Genomic DNA, 290 nt, shown 5'->3' on the forward strand with positions numbered 1-290 from the left:
GCCGAAGGCCGTGCCGCGAAACTCGCCGCCAAGGGAAAGCCTTTCGATATGGACGACCTCCTGCGGATGGAGCCTGACCGCGGCGTGACGAATGTCCGGAAGCTCAATCTCAGGCATTGGAGGCAATGGTTTGGCGTCGAGCATAGATGCATCGTTCCGGTGACAACTTTCGCTGAGCCCGATCCCGACAGTCAGGAGCCGGGAGGGAAAGTCCCGAATGCCTGGTTCGGGCGAGACGAAAGCAAAGAACTTATGTTCTTCGCAGGGATCCACGTGCCGCAGTGGACAAG

Annotated in this window: 1 pseudogene; it reads left to right on the forward strand. The window is 59.3% G+C overall.

Annotated elements, in window-relative coordinates:
* Window positions 1–290: pseudogene (locus tag AF337_RS44180) on the forward strand (SOS response-associated peptidase); the annotation flags it as partial.

Origin of the sequence: Rhizobium ecuadorense (assembly GCF_001187535.1) — a bacterium.
GTDB classification, from domain to species: domain Bacteria; phylum Pseudomonadota; class Alphaproteobacteria; order Rhizobiales; family Rhizobiaceae; genus Rhizobium; species Rhizobium ecuadorense.